This is a genomic window from Streptomyces sp. NPDC016677, from assembly GCF_055562815.1.
In genome coordinates this window covers 359,801-380,964 of record NZ_JBVHEO010000003.1, presented here as the reverse complement: position 1 = coordinate 380,964, position 21,164 = coordinate 359,801, and the positions used below count along the sequence as shown (strand labels likewise).

The window sequence follows — 21,164 nt, the reverse complement described above, 5'->3', positions numbered from 1 at the left end:
GGTTCCGTCAGCAGGTCAGCGTAAGAAGCTAGCACCGCCAGGTGTGACAAAGAGTCGCTGATCCAGCCTTTTGGGGACGTGAGAATCAGCACCCCTGTCCCTTGGAACCGACGTACGGGAGGGGCCGAGGGTTGCCACGGCGGAGCGGAATCGACAGGTATGTCACCTATGCGGCCGCCGTCGCGTCCGCGACGCCGAACCCCCGCCGCCACCGCCACGGCCCCGCTCCCGAGCAGCGGCAAGCAGGGCCCCGGGGGCGGTGACAGAACCGTGACAACACCCCGCGACCTGCGCCGCGACGTCCGCCCTCACCAACTGAACACAGGGTGTATACACACCGGGTATACACCCTGTGTAGAGTGCGCGGCATGTCCATCGGTCACACTCTGCTCGGTCTCCTGGAGTCCGGGCCCCGCCACGGTTACGACCTGAAGCGGGCCTTCGACGAGAAGTTCGGTCACGACCGGCCGCTCCACTACGGCCAGGTCTATTCGACGATGTCCCGCCTGCTGAAGAACGGCCTCGTGGAGGTCGACGGCATCGAGGCCGGCGGCGGACCGGAGCGCAAGCGGTACGCGATCACCGACGCCGGCATCACCGACGTGGAGCGGTGGCTGGCGACGCCGGAGAAGCCGGAGCCGTACCTCCAGTCGACGCTGTACACCAAGGTCGTCCTGGCCCTGCTCACGCACCGCGACGCCGCCGACATCCTCGACGAGCAGCGCGCCGAGCACCTGCGCCACATGCGCGTCCTCACCGACCGCAAGCGCAAGGGCGACCTCGCCGACCAGCTCATCTGCGACCACGCCCTCTTCCACCTGGAAGCCGACCTGCGGTGGCTGGAGCTCACCGCGGCGCGCCTCGACAAGCTCCGTACGGCGGTGACCTCGTGACGACCCCTCCCCCCGGTTCCCTGCTCACCGCGCTGGACCTCAGCAAGGCCTACGGCCCGACCCTCGCCCTCGACGGCGCCGGGTTCTCCATCCACCCCGGCGAGGTCGTCGCCGTGATGGGGCCCTCCGGCTCCGGCAAGTCCACGCTGCTGCACTGCCTGGCGGGCATCGTCCCGCCCGACTCCGGCACGATCACCTACGACGGGCGCGAACTGTCCGCCATGAACGACGCCCAGCGCAGCGCCCTGCGGCGCAGCGAGTTCGGGTTCGTGTTCCAGTTCGGCCAGCTCGTGCCGGAGCTGACCTGTGTGGAGAACGTGGCCCTGCCGCTGCGGCTGAACGGCACGTCCCGCAAGGAGGCCGAGCGGACCGCGCTCGGCTGGATGGAGCGCCTGGAGGTCGACGGCCTCGCCAGGAAGCGGCCCGGCGAGGTCTCCGGCGGGCAGGGGCAGCGGGTCGCCGTGGCGCGGTCGCTGGTCACCGGCCCGCGCGTGCTCTTCGCCGACGAGCCCACCGGCGCCCTGGACTCCCTCAACGGCGAGCGCGTGATGGAGCTGCTCACCGAGGCCGCCCGGTCCACCAACGCCGCCGTCGTGCTGGTCACGCACGAGGCACGGGTGGCCGCCTGGTCGGACCGTGAGGTCGTCGTGCGGGACGGGAAGTCCCGGAACATGGAGCGGGTCGTATGAACGTCCGGCAGTGGGGCCGCGACCTGGCCCTGGGTGTCCGGTTCACCCTGACCGGCGGGCGCGAGGGGTGGACCCGGGCGCTGCTGACGGCCGTCGGCGTGGGGCTCGGCGTGGCGCTGCTGCTGCTGACGACGGCGATCCCGAACGCGCTCTCCGCCCGGCACGACCGGGAGGACGCCCGCACCGACATCTCGTGGCTGGAGACCTCCGTCCCGCCGAAGGGGAACGACACCCTGCTGGTCGCGGACCTGGACACGCAGTTCCGGGACCAGGAGATCCGGGGCCGCGCGATGGAGCCCGAGGGGCCCGACGCGCCGGTACCGCCCGGGATGGACGCCGTGCCGGCCGAGGGCGAGATGCTCGTCTCCCCCGCGCTGAAGGAGCTGCTGGAGTCCGACTCCGGGAAGCTGCTGCGCGAGCGGCTGCCGGACCGGATCACCGGCACCATCGCCGAGGAGGGCCTGGTCGGCTCCCAGGAGTTCACCTTCGTCCGGGGCGCCGGGGGACTCGCCGCGCACCTCGACAGCCCCAGCGTCACCAGGATCGACCACTTCGGTCCCGTCGACAGCGCGCCGGACGAGCTGGACCCCGTACTGCTGCTGCTGATCCTCGTCGTCTTCGTGGTGCTGCTGATGCCGGTCGCCGTGTTCATCGCCACGGCCGTGCGGTTCGGCGGCGAGCGGCGCGACCGGCGGCTCGCGGCGCTGCGGCTGGTCGGGTCCGACAGCCAGATGACCCGGCGGATCGCCGCCGGGGAGGCACTGGCGGGCTCGGTGCTCGGCCTGGTCTTCGGCACGGTGTTCTTCCTGCTCGGCCGGCAGCTCGCGGGCCGGGCCGTGGTGTTCGACGTCAGCGTCTTCCCGAGCTACCTGAACCCCTCGCCCTGGCTGGCCCTGCTGGTGGCGGTGGCCGTCCCGGCGGCGGCGGTGCTGGTGACGCTGTTCGCGCTGCGCGGGGTGGTCATCGAGCCGCTCGGCGTGGTCCGCACGGCCCGGCCCGCGCGGCGCCGGCTGTGGTGGCGGCTGCTGCTGCCGCTGGCCGGTCTGGCCATGCTCTACCCGATGCTGGGCCAGGGCCGCGACAACGGCACCTTCAACGAGTACCTGGTGGTCGGCGGAGTCGTCCTGCTGCTGGTCGGCGTGACGGCGCTGCTGCCGTGGATCGTGGAGCGGTTCGTCGCCCGGCTGGGCGCGGGCAGTGTCTCCTGGCAGCTGGCGGTCCGGCGCCTCCAGGTGAACAGCGGCACCGCGGCCCGCATGGTCAACGGCGTGGCGGTGGCGGTCGCCGGGGCGATCGCCCTGCAGATGCTGTTCGCCGGGGTGGACGACGACTACACCAAGAGCACCGGCCAGGACGTCACGCGGGCTCAGATGCAGGTGACTCTGTCGGACGGCGCGAAGCACTCCGCGGCCGCGGAGTTCGGCTCCACCCGGGGCGTCGAGGACGTCTACGCCTACTCCGAGGGCTCCATCGGCGACCGGCCCATGAACCCGGAGGACTCGGAGCAGGTGACGGTCGGGGACTGCACGGCGCTGCGGCAGGTCGTCCGGCTGGACTCCTGCGCGGACGGCGACGTCTTCGCCGTCCTCCACCCCTCGTACGACTCGGCCATCGGCACGCTGGCCGAGCCGGGGCGGCGGCTGTACTTCGAACCGTCGTACGACGGCTTCCCGGACGCGCGGGTCGCCTGGACGGTCCCTGCGGGCGTCAAGGAGGCCCATGAACGCGTCGGCCTGACCAACAGCACGACGACGGGGTTCCTGTTCACCCCCGGGGCCCTCGACGACAAGGCCCTGTCGAGTCTGCGCACGGAGGTCTACCTGGGGCTCGACCAGTCGGTGCCGGACGTCCAGGAGCGGGTGCGCAACACCGCCGCGGCCGTCGATCCGCTGGCGCGCGCCGAGGTCTGGTCGGCCGTCACGCGCAGCGAGAGGTTCACGGCCATCCGCACCGGCCTGTTCGTCGGCGCCGCCTGTGTGCTGGCGCTGATCGGCGCGAGCCTGCTGGTGACCCAGCTGGAGCAGTTGCGCGAGCGCCGCAAGCTGCTGTCGTCCCTGGTCGCCTTCGGCACCCGGCGCCGCACGCTGGGGCTGTCGGTGCTGTGGCAGACGGCGGTCCCGATCGCGGTGGGCCTGCTGCTCTCCGCGGTGGTGGGGCTGACGCTCGGCACGGTCCTGCTGAAGATGACCGGCACCACGGTCCGGATCGACTGGCCGAGCCTGCTGTCGATGACCGGCGTCGGCGCGGCGGTGGTCCTGGCCGTGACGCTGCTCAGCCTGCCACCGCTGCTGCGGATGCTGCGCCCGGACGGCCTGCGCACGGAGTAGCCGGCCCGAGCGGCGGGTACCGGACGGGCCGAAACCCCGAGGCCCGTCCAGGGAGCAGGCGGGACAGCCGGGCCCCGAACGGCCACGGCCCGGAGACCTGCCCACGCGGCGAACCGCACGGCCGGAACCGGACCGGCCGAAACCCCGGGACCCGCGTACGGAACAGGCCGGCACGGCCGGAACCGGACCGGCCGGAACCCCCAGGCCCGCGCGGGGAGCAGGCGGGACAGCCGGGCCCCGAACGGCCACGGCCCGGAGACCTGCCCAGGCGGCGAACCGCACGGCCGGAACCGGACCGGCCGAAACCCCGGGACCCGCGTACGGAACAGGCCGGCACGGCCGGAACCGGACCGGCGGGAACCCCGGGGCCCGTCCAGGGAGCGGACCGGCACCACCGCGACCGCACCAGCCAGGGCCCGCGGGCCCGTGCGAGGAGTAAGCCGGAGCCGTCGGTCCCGGACCGGTCAGGGCTCCGGGTTCACGACCCGGACCGGCAGGGTGCGTATCGCCTCCCGCAGGGAGGCCGCCAGTTCCTCGTACTCCGCGGTCCGCGCCGCCCCGCCGCGCATGGCCAGGGCGATCCGGCGGGTGGGCGCGGGGTCGGCGAAGTACGCGGTGAGGAGCCCGGCGGCGCGGGAGGTCTCCACCCGGACCGCCGTGCGCGGCAGCAGGGTGACGCCGAGGCCGCCGGCGACCAGTTGGACCAGCGTGGACAGGCCGGCGGCCGTGGTGGTCGCCGGCACGTCCGCGCGTCCGGCCTCCCGGCAGATGTCCAGGGCCTGATCGCGCAGGCAGTGGCCCTCGTCCAGCAGCAGCAGGTTGAGCGAGCGCAGCGCCTCGCGCGGGATGCCCTCGCGGCCGCCGAGCCAGTGGCCGAGCGGGGTGACCAGGACGAAGTCCTCGTCGAAGAGCGGGAGTTCGACGACGCCGGGCATGCCGAGCGGGACGGCGAGCAGCAGCAGGTCCAGGCGGCCGGAGGTGAGCCCGTCCAGCAGGCTCGCGGTCTGCTCCTCGTGCACCTGGAGGTCGAGGTCCGGGTAGCGCTCGTGCGCCAGGCGCAGCACGGCCGGCAGTACGTACGGCGCGACGGTCGGGATGACGCCCAGGCGCAGCGCCCCGGTGAACGGGGCGCGCAGGGCCGTGGCCTCCTCCGTCAGCGCCCCTATCTCCTCCAGTACCGCCTTGGCCCGGACCAGAAGACGTTCACCCTCCGGAGTGAGCAGCACCCTGCGCGTCGTACGCTCGACGAGGATGACACCGAGTGTCTCCTCCAGGGCGGAGACCGCCCCCGAGAGCGCGGGCTGGCTCATGCCGATCGCCGCGGCGGCATCGCGGAAGTGCAGGTGCTCGGCGACCGCGGCGAACGCGCGGAGCTGGGCGAGGCTGGGCTGTCTGGGCTTATTACCGGCCGTACTGATAACTACCTCCGATCAACCTGACCGAGTGTAGCTATTTCCACAATCAATGCACCCTGTGCCAGCATCGGGACCGTCCAACCCATGGGAAACGCCTGCAAACTGGGCGTTTCCGCGCTGCAAGGAGAGCGTGTGCTCACTGTCGGTGACAAGTTCCCCGAGTTCGAACTGACCGCCTGCGTCTCGCTGGAGAAGGGCAAGGAGTTCGAGCAGATCAACCACAAGACCTACGAGGGCAAGTGGAAGGTCGTCTTCGCCTGGCCCAAGGACTTCACCTTCGTGTGCCCCACCGAGATCGCGGCCTTCGGCAAGCTGAACGAGGAGTTCGCCGACCGGGACGCCCAGATCCTCGGCTTCTCCGGTGACTCCGAGTTCGTCCACCACGCCTGGCGCAAGGACCACCCGGACCTGACCGACCTGCCGTTCCCGATGATGGCCGACTCCAAGCACGAGCTGATGCGCGCGCTCGGCATCGAGGGCGAGGACGGCTTCGCGCAGCGCGCGGTCTTCATCGTGGACCAGAACAACGAGATCCAGTTCACCATGGTGACCGCCGGCTCCGTCGGCCGTAACCCCAAGGAGGTCCTGCGGGTCCTCGACGCCCTCCAGACGGACGAGCTGTGCCCGTGCAACTGGACCAAGGGCGACGAGACCCTCGACCCCGTCGCGCTGCTGTCGGGAGAGTGAGCTGACATGTCCCTCGACACCCTGAAGTCCGCCATACCGGACTACGCCAAGGACCTGAAGCTCAACCTGGGTTCCGTCATCGGCAACTCCGACCTCCCGGCCCAGCGGCTGTGGGGCACCGTGCTGGCGACCGCCATCGCCTCGCGCTCCCCGATCGTGCTGCGCGAGCTGGAGCCGGAGGCGAAGGCGAACCTGACGCCGGAGGCGTACACGGCCGCCAAGTCGGCCGCCGCGATCATGGCGATGAACAACGTCTTCTACCGCACCCGGCACCTGCTGTCGGACCACGAGTACGGCACCCTGCGCGCCGGGCTGCGGATGAACGTCATCGGCAACCCGGGCGTCGACAAGGTCGACTTCGAGCTGTGGTCCTTCGCGGTCTCCGCCATCAACGGCTGCGGCATGTGCCTGGACTCGCACGAGCAGGTGCTCCGCAAGGCGGGCCTGGACCGGGAGACGGTCCAGGAAGCCTTCAAGATCGCGGCCGTGATCCAGGCCGTGGGCGCCACGCTGGACGCCGAGGCGGTCCTCGCCGAGTAGTCCCGCGTACCCCGGTACGGAGCCCTCCGTACCCGGTACGGCGACGGGCCCCGCCCACCTCCCGGTGGGCGGGGCCCGTCGGCACGGCGTCAGACGGAGGCCGGCGGCGGGCCGGCGGCGGAGGGCTCCCCGGCCGCCGGGGCGGCGTCCGTCGACGTGGCCCCGTGCGGCCTGGGCGTGCCCCGCAGCGCCGCCTCCCGGGAGTGCGCCCGCAGATAGCCCACGACGGTGTTGGTCACCGCGACCAGCGGTACGGCGACCACCGCGCCGCCGATGCCGGCCACCAGCCCGCCGGCCGCCACCGACAGCACCACCGCGAGCGGATGGACGCGCACCGCCCGCCCCAGGATGAACGGCTGGAGGATGTGCCCCTCGATCTGCTGCACCGCCAGCACCACGACGAGGACCATCACGGCGGTGAACACGCCCTGCGTCACCAGCCCGACGACGACCGCCAGCGCCCCCGACACCACGGCGCCGACCAGCGGGACGAACGCGCCCAGGAAGATGAACACGGCCAGCGGCACGGCCATCGGCACATCGAGGAAGTAGATGCCGAGGCCGATGAAGACGGCGTCGATCAGGGCCACTATCACCGTGCCGCGCACATACGCGGTCAGCGTCCGCCAGGCCCGCGGACCGGCGCCGGCCACGCCGGGCCGGGCGGCGGCCGGGACCAGCTTCAGCGACCACTCCCAGATCCGCCGGCCGTCGTAGAGCAGGAACAGGGTGGAGAAGACGGCCAGCAGGATGCCGGTCAGCGCCTCGACGACGACCGTCACGCCCTCCAGGCCCGCGGAGGTGATCTGGTCGGTGTTGGCGCCGACGGCGTCCCGCAGGTTCTCGGCGATCTCGTTGATCTGCTTGTCGGTGACGTGGAAGGGGCTGTCGAGCAGCCAGCGGCGCAGCTCGTCGATGCCGTCCTGGACCTGGTCGGAGAGGCTGTCGATGTTCTCCATGACCTGCCAGGTGACGAACCAGCCGATCAGGCCCATCACCACGAACCCGCCGATCGCGGTGAGCGCCGTGGCCACTCCGCGCGGCACCCCGCGCCGCCGCAGCCGCCCCACCGTCGGCTGGAGCAGCGCCGTGATCAGCAGCGCGGCGACGAAGGCCAGCACGACCAGCTGGACGGCGCTGATGATCCGCATCAGCACCCACAGGGTGCCCGCGAGGACCAGCAGCCGCCAGCCCGCCTCGGCCGCGACCCGCACGCCCCACGGCACGGCCTGGGCGGGATCGGGCCGGGCGGCGACGGCGGGCGGGTGGTCCGGCGGCGGCGGTACGTGGTCCTGCGACCGCTGCTCGTACGCCTGCTGTCCGTACGCCTGCTGCTCGTGCGACTGCTGCCCGTAGGACTGCCGGCCGTAGGACCGCAGCTCGTACGGCTGTGTCTCCGCGGCGTCGGCGGCGGAGTCCTCCCGCTCCGCCTCCGCGCGGCGCTGGTCCAGCGTCCGGCTCACCCGGGTCAGCCCGGCGCCGAGCCGGCCGATCCACCCTGGCACTCGCGACATGATCCGTCCTCTTCCCCCGTCTCTCCCCACCACTCCCCCCTGGAGTCGTCGCTCCGACCGTACAGGGCGGGCACGCGAAAGCCCCTCACCGTAGGACGGCGAGGGGCTGCGCGGGGTTGAGCGGCGGCACGGGGGCCGCGGGCGGCTCAGTACCAGTGGTTGGCCTGCCAGAAGGTCCAGGCGTCGCACGGGCTGCCGTAGCGATCGTTCATGTAGTTCAGGCCCCACTTGATCTGCGTGGCCGGGTTGGTCTGCCAGTCGGAGCCGACCGAGGAGTACTTGGAGGCGGGCAGGGCCTGGAAGAGACCGTAGGCGCCGGAGGACGGGTTGACCGCCTGGTAGTTCCAGCTCGACTCGTGGTCGACGATGTTGCTGAAGCACTGGAACTGCGCGCTCGGCACCATCTGACGCGCCATCGACTGGATCTGGGCGACGGTGTAGGAGCTCTGGACGGAGAAGTCGGAGGCGTCGCGGGTGGCGTCGCGGCTGGCCTGCTCGTCGGCGTCCTCGCGCTCCTGCGCGTCCCGCGCGGCCTGCGCGGCCTTCTTGGCCGCCGCGTCGGCTTGCTTCTTCTTGGCGACCGCGGTCTGGGCGGCGGCCTTGCGTGCCGCCTCCTCCGCCTGCTTCCTGGCGCCAGCGTCGGCGGCGATGGCCTGCGCGTCGGCCTGCTGCGTCAGCGACGCGGTCTGGACCTGGGCCTGCTGCCCCGCGGGGATGTCCGCGAGGAGCGTCGTGCCACTGGCCGTCGCCTCGGCGTCGCTGTTGCCCTGCATGGTGGTGCCCGAGGCAACACCGACGACGCTTCCGACAGCGGTGACCGCCGTGGCCGAGGCCACTGCGAATCCCCGGACCGAGATCCGGCTCACACGGTTTCCTTCCAGCATCGCCCGCTTCGGTGACCCTCGCGGACGCAATCGTGCCCCTGGCGCTGGCCTCCCCAACTTCGGGGTCACGGGAGGCGCGGGCCCGGTGGGCAACTCCCGGTACGGGAGCGCCGCGTGATGCTCGGGCGGCATACGACGTGCCTATGGAGTTGACCTGGTACTGCTGTGATTGCGTACCGCTGGGGGTACACGTGTGTCGTATGCGGGGCCTGACAGGAACGAGACTCTGCCGCAACCGCACGGCGTGAGGCAATCTTGAGTTGCGTGTGAAAGCTCACACCTCGTTCGTCCCCGGGGATTTACGGAAACTCCCGCACGCGAAGGCGCCGCCCGGCTAGGCTCTTGGCCTTTTCCGGACGGCGCCCCCGCGCGGGTGTCAAATGCGGCCGTCCTCCAGCATTTCGGTGACGAGCGCAGCGATCTGGGACCTTTCGGACCGGGTCAGCGTGACGTGCGCGAAGAGCGGATGCCCCTTCAGCTTCTCCACCACGGCCACGACACCGTCGTACCGTCCGACGCGGAGGTTGTCCCGCTGCGCCACGTCATGGGTGAGCACGACCCGTGAGTCGGCGCCGATCCGGGACAGCACGGTCAGCAGGACGTTGCGCTCCAGGGACTGGGCCTCGTCCACGATGACGAACGCGTCGTGCAGCGACCGGCCGCGGATGTGGGTGAGCGGCAGCACCTCCAGCATGCCGCGCGCGGTGACCTCCTCGATGACCTCGCGGCTGGTGACCGCCGAGAGGGTGTCGAAGACCGCCTGCGCCCAGGGGCTCATCTTCTCGGCCTCGGTGCCGGGCAGGTAGCCCAGCTCCTGGCCGCCCACCGCGTACAGCGGCCGGAAGACCATCACCTTCTGGTGCTGCCGGCGCTCAAGGACCGCCTCCAGTCCCGCGCACAGCGCCAGCGCCGACTTGCCGGTGCCGGCCCTGCCGCCCATCGACACGATCCCGATGTCCGGGTCGAGCAGCAGGTCGAGCGCGATCCGCTGCTCGGCGCTGCGGCCCTTGATGCCGAACGCCTCCCGGTCGCCGCGTACCAGGCGGACGTTCCCCTCCGGGGTGACCCGGCCGAGTGCCTTGCCCCGCTCCGACTGGATGGTCAGCCCGGTGTGCACGGGCAGGTCGGCGGTCTCGGGCACATGGAGGTGGCCCTCCTCGAAGAGGATGTCCACCTGCTCGCCGGGCAGGGTCAGCTCGGCCATCCCGGTCCAGCCGGAGTCCGTGATGGCCAGTTCGGCCCGGTACTCCTCGGCCAGCAGCCCCACGGAGGACGCCTTGATCCGCAGCGGGAGGTCCTTCGACACGACGGTGACGTCGAATCCCTCGGCCTGGAGGTTGCGGGCGACCGCGAGGATGCGGGAGTCGTTGTCCCCCAGGCGGTAGCCGCTGGGCAGCACGCTGGGGTCCGAGTGGTTCAGCTCGACCCGCAGGGTCCCGCCCAGTTCCCCGATCGGGATCGGGGCGTCCAGGCGGCCGTGCCGCACCCGGCAGTCGTCGAGCAGCCGCAGGGCCTGCCGGGCGAAGTAGCCGAGTTCGGGATGGTTCCGTTTGGCCTCCAGTTCCGTGACCACGACGATCGGAAGCACGACCTCGTGCTCGTCGAAGCGGCTGAGAGCGTTCGGATCGGCCAGCAGGACACTGGTGTCGAGAACGTAGGTGCGCCGGTCTGGCTTGGGGCGCTTTGCGCTGGTCACCACGGAAGGACGTACCCCCTCGGGAGAGGTCGGGGAGCGACGGAGTGGGGCTGGACCGGTCGTCGGCCGCGATGCACACACCGCACGGGCCGGGGACCGGCCCTCCACTGCTTCTCCCGTGCCGAGACCGCACGGTCGGGCTGGTGCAAAGGGCCTCCCGGGCGGGACGGCCCCGCGCCGCCCGCTGAGAACCGACACCCGTGGTTCGGGTGTCGACCTGGTTGCTTTATGCCCGGTCCGCGACGCGGCCATGCCCCGGCATATGACGGCGCGCTGATGAACTGTTCGTTACACGTGAGCCCGCCGGCACACCCGCGGGTCCGGCGGGGACGGGACGGCGCGCGCACGGCCCGGTCCGGCCGCACGTCGGCCGCGCACCGGCTGCGCACCGCCACGCGTCGGCCACGCGTCGGCCACACAGAAAAACGGGCCGGTCCGTGGGGGGGATACGGACCGGCCCGAGGGGGGGTTTCCACCATAACCCTTCGTAAGGGCTACTGGCTGCATCGGCGCGACACAACTACTCTCCGAATTCGCCCGGCGACGCCGCGCTGGCCGACGGGACCCCGATTCACACCGTGATCATGGCCGGAACACAGCGCAACCCCACGGGAGGCGTGTGCCAGGAGAGACGTTCCACAGGGTCCGGCGCACGGCCCCGGCCCGCTCGGTGAGACGCCCCCGGCTTCCCCCGCCGGGCGGCGTCACCGGCGAACGCGCACGTGACCCGGCACCGCGCAGCCCCCTCCGCCGCGCGGTGCCACTCACGTGGATTTGCTCACGCGAATCAACTTGGTCTGAACTTACGCGACATGGCGGGACTCGATCGAGTCGCGGGACACCATGCGGGATAACGATGTGGAAACCCCGTGGAGATCCTCGGTGGAGTTATCGGACATAGGTGCCGCAAACGGTGCAAACGTGATTGGGGGTGTGTCGTCAGGCATCGCGTGAAGCCGCGTGCCGGGCCACGACGAGGTGCCGGGAGCTGTGGGCCACGAAGGGCCGCCCCTCGGCCTCGATCCGCTCGTGCAGGGCGCGCAACCGGGGCTCGTACGCCTCCACGGTGAACCCCGGGACCATCCACACGACCTTGCGCAGGAAGTGGACGACGGCCCCGATGTCGTGGAACTCCATCCGCAGCCGCTCCGCCCGCAGCTCGGTGACCTCCAGCCCGGCGGCCTCGGCGGCGGCCCGCTCGACCTCGGGGTGACGGTCGCGACGGCTCTCCCGGGGGCGGGGCCCGAGGAAGTACTCGACGAGTTCGAAGGCGCTGGCGGGGCCCACGTGCTGGGCGAAGTAGGTGCCGCCGGGGCTCAGCACCCGGGCGATCTCCGTCCACCGCGGCCTGACGGGGTGCCGGCTGACGACCAGGTCGAAGGCACCGTCCGCGAAGGGCAGCGGAGCGTCCTCCGGTGCGGCGACGACCGCGACGCCGCGCGGGCGGAGCAGGGCGGTGGCCCTGGCGACGTTCGGCGGCCAGCCCTCGGTGGCGACGGTGAGCCGGGGCGGTCGCGGGGCCGCGCCGAGCGCGAAGTCCAGTACCTCGCCGCCGCCGGTCTGGATGTCCAGCACGGCGCCGGCGCCGGCCAGCCGTCCGGCCAGCGAGCGGGCGTATCCCCAGGAGGGCCGTTCCTCGGTGGCCCGGCCCTCGAACCAGGAGAAGTCCCAGCCCTCGGTGGGGGCGGCCACGGCTTCGGCGACCAGGTCCTCGTACGTGCGCACAGGGGTGTCCTCAGGTCAGCAAGGGGGCGACGCGTTCCGCCGTGAAGCGGACGAAGCCCTCGGGGTCCGGTTCGTCCGCGGTCGGCTGGAGGATCACCGTGTCGGCGCCGGCCGCGGCCAGCCGGTCGACGGCCTCGGCGACGGCACCCGCGTCGCCGGCCACCCCGAGATCCGGTACGGAGTCCAGGCCCTCGGCGGCCAGTTCGGCGCGGAGCCGGGCGCCGGCGTCGGGGCCGGTGGCGGTGAGGAGGTAGACGACGACCTCGTGCCCGCCGGTCCGGCCGGCCGCGGCCCGGCCCTCGTCGATGAGCCGGCGGGCCGCCCGTACCCCGTCGGGCGGGGTGGCCGAGGTGAGCACCGTGCCGTCCGCGGCCTCGCCGGACAGCCGCAGCGAGCGCGGGCCGGTGGCTCCGGCGAACACCTCGGCGCCGCCGGGCGCGTCCGGCGGCCAGTCCAGGGCCACGTCGTCGAGGCGGACGTACCGGCCCTCGGTGGTGACCCGCTCGCCCGCCAGCAGGGCCCGCAGCGCGGTGAGGTACTCCCGCAGCAGGGTCATCGGGGACTCGGCCCGCGCACCGACCTGGCCCATCCAGTCCTGCACGCCGTGCCCCACGCCGAGGACGGCCCGGCCGGGGAACATCCGGTGCAGGGTGGCGGCCTCCATCGCGGTGAGGGCGACATTGCGCAGCGGTACGGGGAGGAGGCCGACGCCGACCCGTACCCGTTCGGTCCAGGCGAGCGCGGCGGCGGCCGTGGAGATACCGCCCTCCCGGAAGCAGTCCTCCCACAACCACAGTGCGTCGAGTCCCGCCTCGTCGGCGGTCCGGGCCACGGCACGCAGCCGTTCGGGGGCGAGCTGGGGACGGAACACAGCGCCGAGTGTGGTCATGGGATCTTCCTACCGGGGCGGTGGGGCGCCGTACAACGCGATTTCGGCCGGATGATCCGGCGCCGGGAAAAGGGGCGCGGTACGGGGGTGGGCTGTGCCAGGCTGGCGGGTCGGCCGACGCGCCGGACCGCAGGACCGCCCGACCGCCAGACCGCCCGACCGCAGGACCGCCCGATCGTCACAGGAGCGTGCAGCGTGATTCCTCCCCGTCTCACTTCCCTGCTCGACCAGTTCGACTTCGCCCGGGAGCGGCTGGCCGCCCGGCTGTCCGGGCCCGTGATGGACAGCGGGGACGGGTCGGAGACGGCGGTCGGGCCGCTGACCGACGCGGAGTACTTCTGGGAGCCGGTGCCGGGCTGCTGGTCGGTGCGGCGGCGGACGGACGGGCCGGGGGCGCGGGCGGAGTTCCTGGCGGGTGCGGAGCGCGGCGAGTGGGGCCGGGACGCGGCGCCCTACCCCCACCCCTGGCCGCCGCCCTTCACCACCCTCGCGTGGCGGCTGAGCCACCTCGCCGAGATGCTGGCGCTGCGCGCCGACCACACCTCGGGGAGCCGTTCCCTGACCCGGGACGACATCGCGGTCCCCGGCGACGCGGCGGGGGCGGTCGCCGCGTTCGACGCCGGGGCGGCGGCCTGGCGGGAGGCGCTGCTGAGCGCGGACGACGCCGCGCTCGACCGGGTGGGCCACTGCACCTATCCGCACGGCAGCGACGCGGAGGAGCCGTTCCTCGACATCGTGTGGTGGGTCAACCAGGAACTGCTGCACCACGGTGCGGAGATCGCCCTGCTGCGCGACCTGTACCGGGCGTCCGCCGGGAGCGTGCCGCGGTGACCGGGCGGCGGTGGCGGGACGGCCGGGGCACGCTGGTGGTACCGGCGCGGGGGCCCGCCGGGACGGACGTACGGGTTCCGCTGGAGATCGCGGCGTCCTACCGGGCCCGGACCCGGGGGCTGCTGGGGCGGGACGCCGTGGACGGGGCGCTGCTGCTGTCGCCGGCCGGTTCGGTGCACACGTTCCGGATGCGGATGCCGATCGACGTGGCCTATCTGGACCGGAGGCTCACCGTGCTCGCGGTGCGCACGATGCCGCCGGGGCGGCTGGGCCTGCCCCGGGTGCGGTCGCGGCACGTGCTGGAGGCGGCGGCCGGGGTGATGGCCGGGTGGGGGGTGCGGCCGGGGACGCGGGTGGCGGTGGAGGTCATCCCGAGCTGATCCGGACGGTCGCCGTGCCGTCGGGGGCGGTCGTCAGGTGGAGGACCACGGTGCCGGGGGCCGCGCTGGGTGCCGGGGCCGCCGGTCCGCATCCGTTGCTGCTGCTGTCCTCGCCGAGGACGGTGTAGCAGCCCCAGCCCGGGCCGTCGGCGCCGCCACTGGAGCGGCCGTCGCCGGCGGTGACTTCGTAGTGGACCCGGTCGGGGCCGACCTCGGTCACGGACAGCTCGGCGTGGCCCTCCGGGCCCCGGAAGGGGATGGCCACCGGCTCGGACACGGTGACCTCGCAGTCGGCGTCGGCGCAGGCGTCGGTGTTCCGTCCGTCCGCCGCGGTCGTCGTCGGTGACGGGGGCGAGGAGGACGAGGACGGGGGCGGCGAGGACGGTGGGCGGGGCGTGGACGTCCCGTCGGCGGCGCGGTCCGGGCCGCTCCCGCAGCCGGCCAGGGTGAGTACCGCGAGGAGGGTCAGGGCGATCGGCTCACGTACCACTCGGGTCAGTTCTCCGTCCGGGGGAAGGAGACCTCGACCCTGCGGTTCTTCTTGCGGCCCGGTTCCGTGGAGTTGTCGGAGATCGGGTACTGCTCGCCGTAGCCGCGTACCTCGTAGGTGATGCCGGGGTCGTCCAGGGCCTGGGAGAGGAGGTCGTGCACGGCGTTGGCGCGTTCCTTGGACAGGTCGTCTCCGTGGGCGGCGGAGCCGAGGTCGTCGGTGAAGCCGAAGACGCGGATCCTGGTGGCGTTCTGCGCCTTGATCTCCTGGGCGATGCCGGCGATCCGGGACTTGGCCTCGCCGCCGAGCTTCGCGCTGTCCTTCCCGAACAGCACCTCCGCCTGGAGCGCGAACTTCACGTCCGTGTTGGTGTCCTCCCGGCGCTCGTCCCCGCTCTGGTCCTCGACGACCGACTTGATGTCCAGCACCTTGGCCCCGGCGAGCGTGGCCCCTTCGGGGAGCTTCAGGTCGGGGTCGTTGGGGTCCACTTCGACGGGGGCGGACGGGGTGGCTTCGGTTCCCGGCGGGACGCTGGGTGCGTCGTCGGCGTGGGCGAGGGTGCCGCCGGCGAGGAGGAGGACGGTGATGCCGAGGGTGGCGGTGAGTCGGGTGGGGGTCATGGGGGCCTCACCCGGAGATGGAGAGCGTCGCGCTGGCGAAGGTCGGCAGCTGGAAGGTGACCTCCGTGGTGTCCGCCGGCGGAGCGGGGAACTGCATGAAGACGGCGAGGCTGTCGCCGGCCTTGAGGGTCGTGAACCCGGTGGTGGTCAGGGGGCGGCCGTCGGTGTCGCGCAGGACGTAGTACCGCTTCTTGCTCTTCGAGTCCACGAGGGTGGCTCCGCCGAGGGACCGGCCGTTTCTGGTGATCTCCGTTTCGTTGCCGCTGAGTGCCGAGGGAACGGTGACGCCCTTGTCCCCGTCGTTCTTCAGGTCCGCGTTCACCGTGATGAAGCCGCCGGCGTCCCGCTCGGCGGAGGTGATCCGCAGCAGCAGGCCGTTCGACCCCTGCACCTCGGCCAACGGTGCCTCGGCTTTGCCGTCCTGAGTGCTCGGGGCGGGCCCCGTGTCCTTGGATGCGGACGCCGAGGCGTCGGGGCTCTCTTCTTCCCCGCCCCCGCCACCGCCACCGCAGCCGGTCACTCCGAGGGCCACTGCGGCCACAGCGGTCAACGCGACCATCCCTCTGAGGGCCTTCGGTGGGAACCGCATGCTCATGACTCCGCTTCCTTCATCACTCGTCTGTTCTCTCAAGCGTCGGTCAGATGGACGTCGAAGAGGTCGCGCGGCTCCGGGAGCCCGCTGGGATCGTCCGGGTCCAGCTTCCACTCCTCGCCGCCCTCGCAGGTGAGTCCCGGCAGCGTCTCGTCGTCCGCGTCGGGACCGGGAAGCTCGAACGTGCAGCGTGATTCGACGACCGCGGCGGCGACGGCACGCGCGTGCACGTTCTCCGTGCCGGGGACGATGGATTCACCGACGGACTCCTCCGCGGTGACCTCCACCGTGTATTCGAGCGGCCCGACTGGAGAGCAGGCGTCGAGAGCCGCGCCGTTCTGTGCCGCGAGCTGTTCCGCTCGCCAACAGGAGGGCGTGAGCCCTTGACCCAAGCCGTCGAAGATGTCCTGCCAGGACTCCGGGTCGGACACGTTTTCGACCCACTGTCCCGCGAGTTGGTCCCGCCAGTCCTGCGCCGCCGCCAGGGCCGCCGCGTCAGCGGCGGTCTGGGCCCCGTTCCGGTTGGCTCCGGCCTGTCCCACCGCCAGGTACGCGAGCGCGAGAAAGAGCAGGCCGCCCACCACGGTGAGGTAGATGGGAAAGGCCTGCCCTGCGTCGCCGTGCTGACGGAACCGGCTCAGCCGCCGGTGACTTCGCTGATCTTGGTGGTGATCGCGTCGAAGATCGTCTGCCCGATACTCGTCCCCGTAATGGCCAGCACGATCGCCACCACCACCGCGATGATGCCCAGGTACTCCACCGCCGTCTGCCCCTTGTCCCCCCGGGCGGCGCGGGTCTGCAGGTACGCGGCCGTCGTGTGCAGCCAGTTGCCCATGGTGTTCCCCTTCGCGGTGGCCGGTGCCGGTGGCCGCACCGTACGGGGGCCGGGGCCGGCCTCCCGAGGGCCCCAGGGCCCAATTCCGGGCCCAAATCCGGCGCCTCATCGCGGATCACCCCAGTTGCCCAGCCACTTGGCGGTCGCCTCGGCACGGCTGGTGCTGTGCAGCTTGGCGAAGATGCGGTTGATGTGGTTCTTGACCGTCTTCTCGCTGATGAAGCAGGCCGCGGCGATCTGCTGATTGGTCATGCCGGACGCGATGAGGTCCATGATCTCCGCCTCCCTGGCGCTCAGCTGGAACCCCGGCTTGCCACTCGACGACTGTCCCACATCCAGTTGCATTCGCGAAAGGTTTTCCACGAAAGCGGGCGAACTCGCCGTGCCGCTGGCAATATACGGAGGTTGTCGTACCGCATCACCGTATGCATTCGCACTCCTGAGCTGCTCAAGGACGGCTCCCGCAGCCGTCGGTGAGAAGTGCGTGCGGCCCGCCCCGGTGTCCCGTACCGCCGTGATCAGCTGGTCCGCGGTGAACTCGCCGTGGACCAGGTAGCCGCCCGCTCCCCGGCGCAGCGCCTCCCGTACCGTCTCCGACTCCCCGCTGTACGTCAGCATCATCACCGGGGCGATGCGCACCAGGTAGGGCAGGACCGAGAGGCCGTCCACGCCCGGCATGCGGACGTCCAGGAGGACCACGTCGGGGCGGTGCCGGTCGGCGGCCTCGCAGGCCTGGCGGCCGTCGGCGGCCTCGGCGACCACCGTGATGTCCGGGCGGCCGGAGAGCAGGGCGGTGAGGCCGGCGCGGACGACCGGGTTGTCGTCCGCGACGACGACCCGCAGCGCGGCCGGGGGCGGGGGGACCGGCGGGACCGGCGGCAGCGGGGATGTCATCGGGGTTCCTCCTCGGCTGGTCGAGGGGCGGTGGGCAGCGCCGCCAGTGGCAGGTCCAGGCGGACCTCCGTGCCCCGTGCGCGTTCGCCCGGGCCGACGCGGACGCGGGCGCCGATCGACGCGGCCCGCTCGACCATGCCGACGAGGCCGAAGTGGCCGGTGCGGCGGAGCTGTTCGAGGGAGGTGCCCTCGGGGAGGCCCGTCCCGTCGTCCTCGACGGTGACGCGGAGGTGGTCGTCGTGGACGCCCGCCCGGACGTCGACGCGGGTGGCGCCGGCGTGGCGGTGGGCGTTCTCCAGGGCTTCCTCGGCGATCGTCAGCACCTGGCGGGCCACGGCCGGGGCGACCGGGGGGACGGCGTGGCCGCCGGTGGCGTGGTAGACGACCGGCAGACCGGTGCGGGCACCGAAGGCACGGGTGCGGGCGGCGAGTTCGACCAGCACGTCCGTGCCGTGCTCGGGGTCGGACTCGCGCCGCAGGTCGGTGAGGAGTTCCCGGGACTCGGCGGCGGCCCGGCGGGCCGAGCGGGCGACCAGTTCCGCCTGCCGCCGTACCAGGGCCGGGTCCAGCCGGTCGGCGCCGGCCGTGGCGGCCAGGCCGTCCGCGGCGAGGGCGACGCCGTGCAGGGTCTTGGCGACGGAGTCGTGCAGTTCGCGGGCGAGTCGGGCGCGTTCGGCGCTGACCGCCTCCGTCGCCGCCAGCCGGGCCTGTACGGCCGTCAGGGCCCGGGTGGCCGAGCCGAAGCGGAGCACGAGCCCGCGCAGGCTGGAGCCGGCGGCCCCGGCGACGACGCAGAGGCCGGGCAGCAGGAGCGACTCCGCGACGCCCGGGGAGAAGTCGGGGGCCGTCGCGTGGGCCAGCAGCAGGATCAGCGACTGGAGCGAGGCGAAGACGGCGGCGCCGCGCCAGCCGTAGACCAGGCCGGCCAGCAGCGGGGTGCAGACACTGACGTAGGCCAGGGTGGTGTCGGGGCCCGCCGAGACCAGGAGCAGGGCGCCGAAGAGGGTGTCCGCGGCCAGCAGGGTCGGGTGGCGCAGCAGGAGCGGACCGAACCGCTCCCAGTCCCGGAAGAGGACGTAGGAGCCCATGAAGGTGACGACCACGGCGGCGCCGACCAGCCGGACGCCCACGCCGGGGCCGGCGTTGAGGAGCGCGGCGGGGGCGGCCACGGCGATCATCGCCAGCCGGAAGCCGAAGACCTGGCGGCACATCGCCTGGAGGGCGTTGACCTGGAGGCCGATCCCGGGGGTGCGCGGAGCCCGCGCGCGCTGTCCGGGCACCGCCACTTGCCCCGGCGGCACGGAGCCCACCGGCGGGCCGGTGATCTCGGGTGCCCTCGGGCGGCGGCGCGGCGGCCCGGGGCGTCGCCAGGTGGTCCCCATGATCGTCATCCGCCCCGCCTACTCACCGGTGAGGGTGGTGAAGTCGGTGCCGGAGCCGAGGATCAGACCGGCGCCGAGGAGGATCATCGTGGCCGGGACCATGAAGGTGGTGATCATCATGGTGGCCTTGGGGACCGCGCGGGCGGCCTTGCGGCGGGCGTTCTGCGCGTCGGTGCGGCGCATGTCCTTGGCGAGGGCGACGAGGGTGTCGACGATGGGGGCGCCGAGTTCCTCGCCCTGCTGGAGCGCGGTGACGAACATCGCCACCTGTTCGGAGTCGTTGCGCCTCCTCAGTTCCGCGAAGGCCTGGCGGCGGCTCATGCCGAGGTCCATCTGGCGCAGGGTGATGCGCAGTTCGTCGGCCCAGGGTCCCTCGTAGCGGGTCGCCACCCGGTCCAGGGCCTGGCGGAAGCCGAGCCCCGCCGAGACGACGACCGCGAGGACGTCCAGGAAGTCGGGCAGGGTGCGCTCGATGACGTCCTTGCGGACCCGGATCGCCGACCAGATGCCGACCTCCGTCCAGAACGCGCCGAACGCCAGCAGGAGCAGCGCCACCAGGTACTGGCCGCGCAGCAGGAAGACCAGGAAGCCCACGGCGCCCAGGACGCCGTAGACCGCGCGGCGGGCGGCGTAGCGGTCGATGGTCAGGCCGCCGGGGTTGCCGGCGAGGTCGATGCGGCGGCGGTACTTGGCGACCTGCCCCGGTCCCATCAGCCGCAGCACGGCGGGGGCGTACCGCATGCCCATGCGGTCGATCAGGGAGTCGACGGCGCCGGTGCGGGTGGCGCCGATCTCCAGGGCGAGGGCCAGGTCGCCGGGGAGCTTGGCGTCGGCCCGGTACATGCGGATGCCGGCGAAGACGCCCCACACGCTGAGGCCCATGACGGTGGCGAGCAGCAGTCCCATGACATGACCTCCCTAGACGTCGATACGGGACAGGCGGCGGATGAGGACGAAGCCGACGGTGTAGAGGCTGAAGGCGACGAGCACCGCGATCTGTCCGGCCGGGGAGCCCGTCATGCGTTCCAGGGCGCCGTCCTTCACCCCGTTCATCAGGAAGAGCGAGCCGACGCCGAGGACCGGGACGGCGTACGAGGTCATGTTCACCTGGGAGAGCTGGGTGCGGATCTCGCGGCGGGTCTCCTTGCGCTCCTCCAGGGTCTCCGTCAGGTTGCGCAGGGCGCTGACCACCTGGCCGCCCGCCTTGTTGGACAGGACCAGGGTGGTGACGAGGACGACGAGTTCGCGGGAGGGGAGGCGTTGGGCGAGTTCGCCGAGGGCGTCGTCCATGGAGGCGCCGACGGCGAGCTGGTTGGCGACCCTGCCGAGCTCCTCGCCGGCCGGGGCCTCCAGCTCCTCCGCCGCCATGCCGATGGCGGTGCGCAGGGCGAGTCCGGCGTGGGTGGCGTTGGCGAGGATGCGGGCGAGTTCGGGGAGCTGGTTGATGAACTTCTCGATGCGTTTCTGGCGCTGCCAGGTGAGGAACTGGACCGCCGCCCAGATACCCAGCAGCCCGGCGATCGGGCCGAAGAAGGGGGCGAGGGCCGCCTGGCCGATCAGCCAGAGCCCGGCCACGACGGCGAGCAGGTAGACGAAGAACTCGCCGGGGGTGACGTCCAGGCCGGTGGCGGACAGCCGCAGTTCCAGGTTCTTGCCGAGCCGGGTGCGGCGCAGCCGGCGGTCCAGGTTCGGGAAGTGGCGGCGGCGGCCGTTGTAGGAGACCTGACCGGTGGCGGTGAGCCGGTCGACGAGGGCCTGGCGCCGGGCCCGGCCGGAGGCGTAGGAGTGCAGACCGGCGACGGCCAGGACGCAGGTCAGCAGGGTGATGCCGGTGGTGAGCCGGACGAGGGCGGACAGTTCCATCGGGACGGGTCTCCTACC

At 72.5% G+C, this 21,164-nt stretch carries 22 protein-coding genes; 7 read left to right on the top strand and 15 right to left on the bottom strand.

What is annotated here, in order from left to right; all coding sequences use genetic code 11:
* Positions 1–368: 368 nt before the first annotated feature.
* The 3 genes from ACZ3IG_RS11505 to ACZ3IG_RS11495 are packed head-to-tail and all read left to right on the top strand — an operon-like array spanning position 369 to position 3,909.
* Positions 369–893: a PadR family transcriptional regulator gene (locus ACZ3IG_RS11505; RefSeq protein WP_467431091.1), complete on the top strand. Its 525-nt coding sequence runs from the start codon at positions 369–371 to the stop codon at positions 891–893.
* Entirely contained in the window at positions 890–1,582 is a 693-nt protein-coding gene (locus tag ACZ3IG_RS11500) for an ABC transporter ATP-binding protein (RefSeq protein ID WP_467431088.1), read from the top strand. Before ACZ3IG_RS11505 ends, ACZ3IG_RS11500 begins: the two co-directional genes overlap by 4 nt.
* Positions 1,579–3,909 carry an ABC transporter permease gene (locus ACZ3IG_RS11495; RefSeq protein WP_467431087.1) on the top strand — a complete coding sequence of 777 codons (2,331 nt, stop codon included), beginning with the start codon at positions 1,579–1,581 and terminating at the stop codon, positions 3,907–3,909. The genes ACZ3IG_RS11500 and ACZ3IG_RS11495 overlap by 4 nt, the downstream gene beginning before the upstream one ends.
* Before the next feature lie 464 nt (positions 3,910–4,373).
* Here the strand turns inward: ACZ3IG_RS11495 and ACZ3IG_RS11490 are convergent, their stop codons facing one another.
* Positions 4,374–5,327, bottom strand: a complete 954-nt coding sequence (locus ACZ3IG_RS11490; protein WP_467431666.1) for a LysR substrate-binding domain-containing protein — start codon at positions 5,325–5,327, stop codon at positions 4,374–4,376.
* Between the two features lie 129 nt (positions 5,328–5,456).
* Between ACZ3IG_RS11490 and ACZ3IG_RS11485 the strand changes: the two genes are divergently transcribed.
* The gene (locus tag ACZ3IG_RS11485; protein WP_467431085.1) at positions 5,457–6,011 is read left to right on the top strand and encodes a peroxiredoxin; all 555 of its coding nucleotides are present in this window, start codon (positions 5,457–5,459) and stop codon (positions 6,009–6,011) included.
* A gap of 6 nt (positions 6,012–6,017) precedes the next feature.
* Entirely contained in the window at positions 6,018–6,551 is a 534-nt protein-coding gene (locus tag ACZ3IG_RS11480; RefSeq protein ID WP_467431083.1) for an alkyl hydroperoxide reductase, read from the top strand.
* 89 nt (positions 6,552–6,640) lie between these two features.
* On the opposite strand, the gene ACZ3IG_RS11475 is transcribed toward ACZ3IG_RS11480, so the two are convergent.
* The 5 genes from ACZ3IG_RS11475 to ACZ3IG_RS11455 all read right to left on the bottom strand — a co-directional run bounded on the left by ACZ3IG_RS11475 (position 6,641) and on the right by ACZ3IG_RS11455 (position 13,259).
* Complete coding sequence (locus ACZ3IG_RS11475; protein ID WP_467431082.1) at positions 6,641–8,065, bottom strand: AI-2E family transporter; 1,425 nt, start codon at positions 8,063–8,065, stop codon at positions 6,641–6,643.
* A 146-nt stretch (positions 8,066–8,211) separates the two neighbouring features.
* Positions 8,212–8,931 carry an aggregation-promoting factor C-terminal-like domain-containing protein gene (locus tag ACZ3IG_RS11470; protein ID WP_467431080.1) on the bottom strand — a complete coding sequence of 240 codons (720 nt, stop codon included), beginning with the start codon at positions 8,929–8,931 and terminating at the stop codon, positions 8,212–8,214.
* Between the two features lie 394 nt (positions 8,932–9,325).
* Positions 9,326–10,648, bottom strand: a complete 1,323-nt coding sequence (locus tag ACZ3IG_RS11465; protein WP_467431078.1) for a PhoH family protein — start codon at positions 10,646–10,648, stop codon at positions 9,326–9,328.
* Positions 10,649–11,584: 936 nt separating this feature from the next.
* On the bottom strand, positions 11,585–12,370 hold the full coding sequence (locus ACZ3IG_RS11460; RefSeq protein WP_467431076.1) for a class I SAM-dependent methyltransferase: 786 nt from the start codon (positions 12,368–12,370) through the stop codon (positions 11,585–11,587).
* Between the two features lie 10 nt (positions 12,371–12,380).
* Complete coding sequence (locus ACZ3IG_RS11455) at positions 12,381–13,259, bottom strand: LLM class flavin-dependent oxidoreductase (RefSeq protein ID WP_467431074.1); 879 nt, start codon at positions 13,257–13,259, stop codon at positions 12,381–12,383.
* A gap of 195 nt (positions 13,260–13,454) precedes the next feature.
* Here ACZ3IG_RS11455 and ACZ3IG_RS11450 point away from each other — a divergent pair, with 195 nt between their 5' ends.
* Both ACZ3IG_RS11450 and ACZ3IG_RS11445 read left to right on the top strand, forming a co-directional pair.
* Positions 13,455–14,090, top strand: coding sequence for a DinB family protein (locus ACZ3IG_RS11450; RefSeq protein WP_467431073.1), 636 nt, complete (start codon positions 13,455–13,457; stop codon positions 14,088–14,090).
* Entirely contained in the window at positions 14,087–14,470 is a 384-nt protein-coding gene (locus ACZ3IG_RS11445) for a DUF192 domain-containing protein (protein ID WP_467431071.1), read from the top strand. Before ACZ3IG_RS11450 ends, ACZ3IG_RS11445 begins: the two co-directional genes overlap by 4 nt.
* On the opposite strand, the gene ACZ3IG_RS11440 is transcribed toward ACZ3IG_RS11445, so the two are convergent.
* The 9 genes from ACZ3IG_RS11440 to ACZ3IG_RS11400 all read right to left on the bottom strand — a co-directional run bounded on the left by ACZ3IG_RS11440 (position 14,457) and on the right by ACZ3IG_RS11400 (position 21,146).
* Positions 14,457–14,960: a hypothetical protein gene (locus tag ACZ3IG_RS11440; RefSeq protein ID WP_467431070.1), complete on the bottom strand. Its 504-nt coding sequence runs from the start codon at positions 14,958–14,960 to the stop codon at positions 14,457–14,459. The genes ACZ3IG_RS11445 and ACZ3IG_RS11440 overlap by 14 nt on opposite strands.
* A gap of 5 nt (positions 14,961–14,965) precedes the next feature.
* Positions 14,966–15,580 carry an OmpA family protein gene (locus ACZ3IG_RS11435; protein WP_467431069.1) on the bottom strand — a complete coding sequence of 205 codons (615 nt, stop codon included), beginning with the start codon at positions 15,578–15,580 and terminating at the stop codon, positions 14,966–14,968.
* Between the two features lie 7 nt (positions 15,581–15,587).
* Positions 15,588–16,175 carry a hypothetical protein gene (locus tag ACZ3IG_RS11430; RefSeq protein ID WP_467431067.1) on the bottom strand — a complete coding sequence of 196 codons (588 nt, stop codon included), beginning with the start codon at positions 16,173–16,175 and terminating at the stop codon, positions 15,588–15,590.
* Positions 16,176–16,207: 32 nt separating this feature from the next.
* Positions 16,208–16,813, bottom strand: coding sequence for a pilus assembly protein TadG-related protein (locus ACZ3IG_RS11425; protein ID WP_467431664.1), 606 nt, complete (start codon positions 16,811–16,813; stop codon positions 16,208–16,210).
* Entirely contained in the window at positions 16,810–17,007 is a 198-nt protein-coding gene (locus tag ACZ3IG_RS11420; protein WP_403532714.1) for a Flp family type IVb pilin, read from the bottom strand. The genes ACZ3IG_RS11425 and ACZ3IG_RS11420 overlap by 4 nt, the downstream gene beginning before the upstream one ends.
* A gap of 105 nt (positions 17,008–17,112) precedes the next feature.
* The gene (locus ACZ3IG_RS11415; protein ID WP_467431065.1) at positions 17,113–17,901 is read right to left on the bottom strand and encodes a response regulator; all 789 of its coding nucleotides are present in this window, start codon (positions 17,899–17,901) and stop codon (positions 17,113–17,115) included.
* Complete coding sequence (locus ACZ3IG_RS11410) at positions 17,898–19,292, bottom strand: sensor histidine kinase (RefSeq protein WP_467431063.1); 1,395 nt, start codon at positions 19,290–19,292, stop codon at positions 17,898–17,900. The genes ACZ3IG_RS11415 and ACZ3IG_RS11410 overlap by 4 nt, the downstream gene beginning before the upstream one ends.
* A gap of 9 nt (positions 19,293–19,301) precedes the next feature.
* Positions 19,302–20,189 carry a DUF5936 domain-containing protein gene (locus ACZ3IG_RS11405; protein ID WP_467431061.1) on the bottom strand — a complete coding sequence of 296 codons (888 nt, stop codon included), beginning with the start codon at positions 20,187–20,189 and terminating at the stop codon, positions 19,302–19,304.
* Positions 20,190–20,201: 12 nt separating this feature from the next.
* Positions 20,202–21,146 carry a type II secretion system F family protein gene (locus ACZ3IG_RS11400; protein WP_467431059.1) on the bottom strand — a complete coding sequence of 315 codons (945 nt, stop codon included), beginning with the start codon at positions 21,144–21,146 and terminating at the stop codon, positions 20,202–20,204.
* Positions 21,147–21,164: the final 18 nt, after the last annotated feature.